Genomic DNA, 1,945 nt, shown 5'->3' on the forward strand with positions numbered 1-1,945 from the left:
GTATGTTCTTTGAAAACTAGATAACAGTGTAGCTCATATTTTTTTAATTTTAGTTTGGTTAAGGTTAGAAAGGGCGCACGGTGGATGCCTTGACACTAGGAGTCGATGAAGGACGGGACTAACGCCGATATGCTTCGGGGAGCTGTAAGTAAGCTTTGATCCGAAGATTTCCGAATGGGGAAACCCACCATACGTAATGGTATGGTATCCTTGCCTGAATACATAGGGTAAGGAAGACAGACCCAAGGGAACTGAAACATCTAAGTACCTGGAGGAAGAGAAAGCAAATGCGATTTCCTGAGTAGCGGCGAGCGAAACGGAACATAGCCCAAACCAAGAGGCTTGCCTCTTGGGGTTGTAGGACATTCTATACGGAGTTACAAAGGAACGAGGTAGACGAAGCGACCTGGAAAGGTTCGGTCGTAGAGGGTAACAAACCCCGTAGTCGAAACTTCGGTTCTCTCTTGAATGTATCCTGAGTACGGCGGAACACGTGAAATTCCGTCGGAATCTGGGAGGACCATCTCCCAAGGCTAAATACTCCCTAGTGATCGATAGTGAACCAGTACCGTGAGGGAAAGGTGAAAAGCACCCCGGAAGGGGAGTGAAAGAGATCCTGAAACCGTGTGCCTACAAATAGTCAGAGCCCGTTAATGGGTGATGGCGTGCCTTTTGTAGAATGAACCGGCGAGTTACGATCCCGTGCGAGGTTAAGCTGAAGAGGCGGAGCCGCAGCGAAAGCGAGTCTGAATAGGGCGGTTTAGTACGTGGTCGTAGACCCGAAACCAGGTGATCTACCCATGTCCAGGGTGAAGTTCAGGTAACACTGAATGGAGGCCCGAACCCACGCACGTTGAAAAGTGCGGGGATGAGGTGTGGGTAGCGGAGAAATTCCAATCGAACCTGGAGATAGCTGGTTCTCCCCGAAATAGCTTTAGGGCTAGCCTTAAGTGTAAGAGTCTTGGAGGTAGAGCACTGATTGAACTAGGGGTCCTCATCGGATTACCGAATTCAGTCAAACTCCGAATGCCGATGACTTATCCTTAGGAGTCAGACTGCGAGTGATAAGATCCGTAGTCAAGAGGGAAACAGCCCAGATCGCCAGCTAAGGTCCCAAAGTGTGTATTAAGTGGAAAAGGATGTTGGAGTTGCTTAGACAACTAGGATGTTGGCTTAGAAGCAGCCACCATTTAAAGAGTGCGTAATAGCTCACTAGTCGAGTGACTCTGCGCCGGAAAATGTACCGGGGCTAAATACACCACCGAAGCTGCGAATTGATACCAATGGTATCAGTGGTAAGGGGAGCGTTCTAAGTGCAGTGAAGTCAGACCGGAAGGACTGGTGGAGCGCTTAGAAGTGAGAATGCCGGTATGAGTAGCGAAAGACGGGTGAGAATCCCGTCCACCGAATGCCCAAAGGTTTCCTGAGGAAGGCTCGTCCGCTCAGGATTAGTCAGGACCTAAGCCGAGGCCGACAGGCGTAGGCGATGGACAACAGGTTGATATTCCTGTACCACCTCTTTATCGTTTGAGCAATGGAGGGACGCAGAAGGATAGAAGAAGCGTGCGATTGGTTGTGCACGTCCAAGCAGTTAGGCTGATAAGTAGGCAAATCCGCTTATCGTGAAGGCTGAGCTGTGATGGGGAAGCTCCTTATGGAGCGAAGTCTTTGATTCCCCGCTGCCAAGAAAAGCTTCTAGCGAGATAAAAGGTGCCTGTACCGCAAACCGACACAGGTAGGCGAGGAGAGAATCCTAAGGTGTGCGAGAGAACTCTGGTTAAGGAACTCGGCAAAATGACCCCGTAACTTCGGGAGAAGGGGTGCTTTCTTAACGGAAAGCCGCAGTGAATAGGCGCCAAGCGACTGTTTAGCAAAAACACAGGTCTCTGCGAAGCCGTAAGGCGAAGTATAGGGGCTGACACCTGCCCGGTGCTGGAAGGGTTAA

General features: G+C 50.3%; 1 rRNA gene. It reads left to right on the top strand.

The annotated features are described in order from the left end of the window. Positions 1 to 57: 57 nt before the first annotated feature. Positions 58 to 1,945 (top strand): 23S ribosomal RNA (locus tag GFJ36_RS28385); the annotation flags it as partial.

The organism is Bacillus sp. EE-W1 (genome assembly GCF_009760835.1).
Lineage (GTDB): Bacteria > Bacillota > Bacilli > Bacillales > Bacillaceae_G > Bacillus_A > Bacillus_A wiedmannii.